At 45.3% G+C, this 6,211-nt stretch carries 3 protein-coding genes and 1 pseudogene; all 4 read left to right on the top strand.

All coding sequences use genetic code 11. The features are described from left to right. Positions 1-453 precede the first annotated feature (453 nt). Positions 454-1,887 (top strand): amino acid permease, encoded by a 1,434-nt coding sequence (locus RH88_RS16585; RefSeq protein WP_005598135.1) that lies wholly within the window; start codon positions 454-456, stop codon positions 1,885-1,887. Between the two features lie 353 nt (positions 1,888-2,240). Beyond that, a complete protein-coding gene (locus RH88_RS23620; RefSeq protein WP_160162590.1) occupies positions 2,241-2,393 on the top strand; it encodes a hypothetical protein in 153 nt (50 codons plus the stop codon). Positions 2,394-2,408: 15 nt separating this feature from the next. Beyond that, positions 2,409-4,784 carry an alpha-glucosidase gene (ygjK, locus tag RH88_RS16595; RefSeq protein ID WP_005598139.1) on the top strand — a complete coding sequence of 792 codons (2,376 nt, stop codon included), beginning with the start codon at positions 2,409-2,411 and terminating at the stop codon, positions 4,782-4,784. Between the two features lie 587 nt (positions 4,785-5,371). Beyond that, positions 5,372-6,163: pseudogene (locus RH88_RS16600) on the top strand (IS5 family transposase); the annotation flags it as partial. Positions 6,164-6,211 lie beyond the last annotated feature (48 nt).

Here is a 6,211-nt window from a genome sequence, read left to right on the forward strand (position 1 = left end):
AAACACCGACAAATCACTAAATAAAACAGCCACAAAAACCAAGGTAAAACATTAACTAAATATATTTACTTAGTGTCACATATTTGATCAATTTCGATTAACTTCCCTCCGCTTAATCTTTAATCTTCTTACTGAAGAGACAAACTGATTCATATAGAAAAAGCGACATACAGCCCCTATAAGCTCCATAAAAAACGTCGCTTATGAAACAAGCTATCTCTTTGTAGAACACATAAGTATTTACCCCTTGATTTCGGTAATAAATTTACTGAAATCAATTAAAACTGATACTTATACGTCCGATCGTACATCGAATATAAATTACAACGAGCCAACCCTGACAAAACAAAGCAGGTGTTTGCCAAACCAACATAACAATAAAAGTGCGGCCTAGATTCACCCTGTCTAGGACCAAGTTATAACGATCATCAACGTGATTCACCGGAGAACATCATGTCCAATAATAAACGCAGTACGATAGGCAAGTTTGCCCTACTGTCTATGACCTTCGCGGCGGTATATAGCTTCAATAACATCATTAATAACAACATCGAAATCGGCCTATCCTCGTCTCCGATGTTCTTTTTAGCAACCATCTTTTATTTTGTTCCTTTCTGTCTGATTGTTGCTGAGTTCGTATCCCTGAATAAAGACTCAGAAGCGGGTGTTTACTCATGGGTTAAAAGCTCTCTAGGCGGTCGCTGGGCGTTTATCTCAGCTTACACATACTGGTTTGTTAACCTATTCTTCTTCACGTCTTTACTGCCTAGAATCATCGCTTACGCGTCTTATGCGTTCTTAGGTTTCGAGTACATCTTCACGCCAATGACGACAGCAATTCTAAGTACCATTTTGTTTGCGGTCGCGACGCATATCTCTAACAACGGCGCGAAACTATTAGGCCCTATCACCTCATTAACTTCGTCACTGATGCTGCTACTGACCATGTCTTACATTCTACTGTCAGGCGGTGCGTTGATCGGTGGTATCGAACCAGCAGACCCAATCACCATTGAAGCAATGACTCCAAGCTTTAACTGGGCATTCCTAGGTGTGATCACTTGGATCTTTATGGCCGCTGGCGGCGCAGAGTCGGTCGCGGTTTACGTAAATGACATCAAAGGCGGTCACAAGTCTTTCGTTAAAGTGATCATCATTGCGGGTATCTTTATTGGTGCTCTGTACTCGGTGGGTTCTATCCTGGCAAACGTATTCGTATCTCGTGACGAGATTAAATTCACTGGCGGGTCAGTACAGGTTTTTGAAGGCTTAGCACTCTACTTCGGCTTACCTGAAATTCTTATGAATCGCTTTGTCGGCATCGTTTCTTTCACTGCGATGTTAGGCTCTCTTCTGATGTGGACAGCAACACCAGTTAAGATTTTCTTCTCTGAAATCCCTAAAGGTATCTTCGGCGAGAAGACCGTCGCTCTAAACAAACAAGGCGTACCAGAGCGTGCTGCTTGGGTTCAGTTCTTTATCGTGATTCCGTTGATGTTCATCCCAACGCTAGCATCTGACACAGTGCAAGATTTGATGAGCACCATCATCAATATGACAGCAGCAGCTTCTATGCTACCGCCACTGTTCATCATGATCGCGTACCTACACCTACGCCTGAAACTCGATCACCTACCACGTGATTTCCGTATGGGTTCTCGCCCAGTTGGTATCGCTGCGGTATCGATTCTTATCAGCATATTCACGGTGGGTTTCTTCGCATCAACCTTCCCAACAGGTGCTGACATCATGACCATCATCTTCTATAACGTCGGCGGTATCGTGATCTTCTTGGGTTACGCATGGTGGAAGTACGGTCAATACGAGAAAAGCTTGTCTCCAGAAGAGAAAAAACTAGAAGCAAGACCAGAGCCTGCGAACGCTTAATTTCACCCTATGTTCTCGTTAAAGCCCTAAGGCACCTCCCCCCCCCGCTTGGTGAGTGTCTTTTCATTTACCCATCCAATTCATTCATCAGATTTTAATTCACAAGCCAAATATATCCATTGCAAGCCATCAGCGTACGAATTCAACTAAAAACCAAATTTACACCAAGATAAATATTTACTAAAAACAGATCACACTTTTAGAGTGGTTTAATTTTAAACATGAAAATAATCATTAATATCGGTTTTACGATCGTAAGTAAGCTGACCGTATACGCCTTAAAGAGCAACCACATTAGAAGTCAGAGCAACCTACGAAGCTTCATTTGTCAACCCGAAACAGAAGTGAATAAAATGAAACGTAGTTTTACTAAAACCACTCTTATTACAAGTTGTATTCTTGCTGCTCTAACGGCGAATGCCCACGCTAATGAAACCGCTGCTAACCACAGCGACACTGAAATTGGCGACGCACAAGTGTTCGCAATGCAATACTTCTACTGGTAATAACAGGAACTCACTATGAAACTGAACAAATCATTCGCAGCTATCGCTATTGGCGCAGCACTTGCTGTTACTGGGTGCGTATCAAATACAGGCTCTGAAGAGCTTCAAGCAAACCAATTTAAAAACGTTATCGACCGTACTGGCTCACCAGAATACATGCGTGACTACGACTTCGATGATCATCAACGCTTTAACCCGTTCTTCGACCTAGGTGCATGGCACGGTCACTTATTACCAGACACGGCTGAAGGCATGGGTGGTTTCCCTGGAACAGCGCTACTTACTGAAGAGTACATCAACTTCATGGCTGATAACTTTGACCGCCTAAGCGTGTTCAAAGATGGCAAAAGAGTCGAATTCACGATGGAAGCTTACAGCCTACCTGGCGCATTGATTCAAACGCTAAAATCTGACGATGTAACGGTCGAGATGACAATGCGTTTTGCTTCTAACCGCACTTCTCTGCTGGAGACTAAAATCACCACTGACTCGCCAGTTGAGCTAGTGTGGGACGGTGAACTGCTTGAAAAAACACACGCGAAAGAAGGCGTAGCGCAAACCGACAAAACCATTGCCGAGACTTACCCTAACTACAATCGTCAAATCGTTACAACTGACGACGGGCTAAAGGTCACTTTCGGTAAAGTGCGTTCAACATGGGATCTACTGACTTCAGGGAAGTCTGAGTACCAAGTTCATAAATCGATTCCAACCCAAACCAAGGTCGATGGCCTAACGTTTACTTCAACCGCAAGCATTGAAGAATCAACCACCATCTACACCACATACTCGCACGTGTTAACTGCAAAAGAAGCTAAAGCGGAACAGCCTGAGATCAAAAAGATCATGACAAACCCTACCGACTTCTTAGCCGCATCTGAAGCTCGCTGGGAAGGTTACCTAGAGATGGGCTTAACCAACCCGAATGCGACGCCAGAGCAAGAGCGTGTTGCGGTAAAAGCGATGGAAACCCTAAACGGTAATTGGCGTGACGCAGCAGGAGCGATGGAGTTTGACTCTGTGACTCCTTCGGTAACGGCTCGCTGGTTCTCAGGCAACCAAACATGGCCGTGGGATACATGGAAGCAAGCTTACGCGATGGCGCACTTCAACCCAGACGTAGCGAAAGACAACATCCGCGCAATGTTTGCCTACCAAATTCAAGCTGACGACCCTGTTCGCCCTTGGGATGAAGGTTACGTGCCAGATCTATTGGCTTACAACCTAAGCCCAGAGCGTGGCGGCGACGGTGGTAACTGGAACGAACGTAACACCAAGCCAAGCCTAGCGGCGTGGGCGGTAATGGAAGTTTACAAGACCACCAGCGATGAAGCTTGGCTAGAAGAGATGTATCCAAAGCTAGTGGCTTACCACGACTGGTGGCTACGTAACCGCGATAACAACGGCAATGGCGTTCCAGAATACGGCGCAGCACTTGATAAAGCACACAACACCCCTGAAGGTGAAATGTACTTCACCGTTGTTCGTGGCGATAAACACGAAACAGTTGTAGGCCAAGCGGCACTGGATAGAGTGATTGCAGAAGGTAACTATGACAACATCGAGAGCCCAGCTCAAACCGCTGCGTCTTGGGAATCAGGTCGTGATGATGCAGCAGCCTTTGGTTTCATCGATAAAGACCAGCTAGACGCATACGTTGCCAACGGCGGCAAACGCAGTGATTGGGATGTTGAATTCGCTCAAAACCGCGCGGAAGACGGTACCTTGTTAGGCTACTCACTGTTGCAAGAGTCCGTTGACCAAGCAAGCTACATGTACAGTGATAACAAGTACCTAGCGGAGATGGCGGACATTCTGGGTAAAGACGCTGAAGCAAAAGAGTTCCGCGAAAAAGCGGAGTACCTATCGAACTACATCAACACCTGTATGTTCGATGAAGGCACGAACTTCTACTACGACATTCGCATTGAAGATAAACCTTTAGCCAATGGCTGTGCAGGTAAACCTATTGTAGAACGTGGTAAAGGCCCTGAAGGTTGGTCACCACTGTTTAATGGCGCAGCAACGCAAGCACATGCGGATGCGGTGGTCTCTGTGATGAAAGATACCTCAGAGTTCAACACCTACGTTCCACTGGGTACAGCAGCGCTTTCTAGCCCTGCTTTCGGCCCAGATATATACTGGCGTGGACGTGTATGGGTAGACCAATTCTACTTCGGCCTTAAAGGCATGGAAAGCTATGGCTACCGTGATGATGCGATTGAAATGGCTGGCGCTTTCTTCGATCACGCCGATGGCTTGGTGCAAGACGGCCCTATCCGTGAGAACTACAACCCATTAAACGGTGAACAACAAGGTGCTCCAAACTTCTCTTGGAGTGCGGCTCACTTGTACATGCTATACAACGATTTTTTCACTGACGCAGAGTAAATTAAAACCTACACCTGTCTTCTGGAATTCAATGAAAAGATAACCTCATAAATTTCAAGCTTTGGCACTCAGTATCTCGCTGAGTGCCTTTTTACATATCAAGCAGCATGAGTAAGCAAGGTACCGGAGTATTTGGCGCACTATGAACTTTTTTTAATTCCAGTACATCGTTCTCGTTTTGCTATTTTTCAGTGACAGAAATCTGACCGAATCACACCTACAACACGCTAATCAGTTTCACCACAAAGAGCTAGAGTGTGGGCAACACTGGTTTATTCAAAATATCTTTACCCTTATTCGTAATCCGGACATTAATTTCATCGTCGTTTACCCAATAACCACTAACCTACTGTCTTGCCTACCCTTTTTTTGAGAATAACCTAAATGCCTAATGCTGATTCCTCTTTAAATAAGGGCATGGGAATCGTTGCGCTCACTTGACTCATTTTATCGAGGAATGGCACACGAGTCTTCATGTTGTCTGGATAACCAAACAAAACTGCACCTACCGTTAGTTATATTTCATGATTCCCGTATCGACTATGGTCAGCAGTGGTATTGGCATTTTGATTGTTCAATACCACAGCCGTGGAAGACCTCGTCTGTTTAGTGACTTAGCGATTACGACGGCTCTTATGGTCAAACGAGTATTTTCAATGCCGTTGAGAGGCCTACAAGGATTCATCAATTCTGTTTTCAAGCTTGCTCAACTGCCGTTGTCATGCCCTCATTATTCATGCATTAGCAAGCGAGCCAAAACGGTTAACGTCACATTCAAGACGAAGACTAAAGGAGCGATCCAGCATTTAGCTATTGATGCGACTGGGCTGAAGGTCTACGGCGAAGGCGAATGGAAAGTAAAAAAGCATGGCACTGACGGGAAGCGCCGAGTCTGGCGAAAGCTACATTTAGCGGTCGATACAGACACGCATGAAATCATTGCCGCTGAGTTAAGTCTCTCGAATGTGACCGACGGTGAAGTGCTGCCTAATTTGCTCAAACAGACTCGTCGAAGAATCAAGGAGATATCAGGCGATGGTGCTTACGACACAAAGTCATGCTACGAAGCTATTCGCATCAAACGAGCCGTTCCACTCATTCCACCGAGAGAAGGGGCTGCTTTTTGGGAGCGAGGTCATCCACGTAATCTAGCGGTCGGTTGCCAGAAGCTATACGGTTCAAATAAGCATTGGAAAACAAGGTATGGCTACCATAAACGTTCACTCTCAGAAACAGCGATGTTCCGTGTGAAGAAATTGCTCGGCGGGACATTAAGCTTAAGAAATTACAATGCCCAGGTTGGCGAAACTTACGCCATGATCAAAGCGTTAAACAAGCTCACTGGGCTAGGTATGCCTAAAACGATTGCGATTGTCTAATAATTAGCCGTGTTAGCGCTTTTTCATCTGAATTCGAATTAGGAAACA

This window comes from Vibrio scophthalmi LMG 19158, from assembly GCF_000222585.1.
Lineage (GTDB): Bacteria > Pseudomonadota > Gammaproteobacteria > Enterobacterales > Vibrionaceae > Vibrio > Vibrio scophthalmi.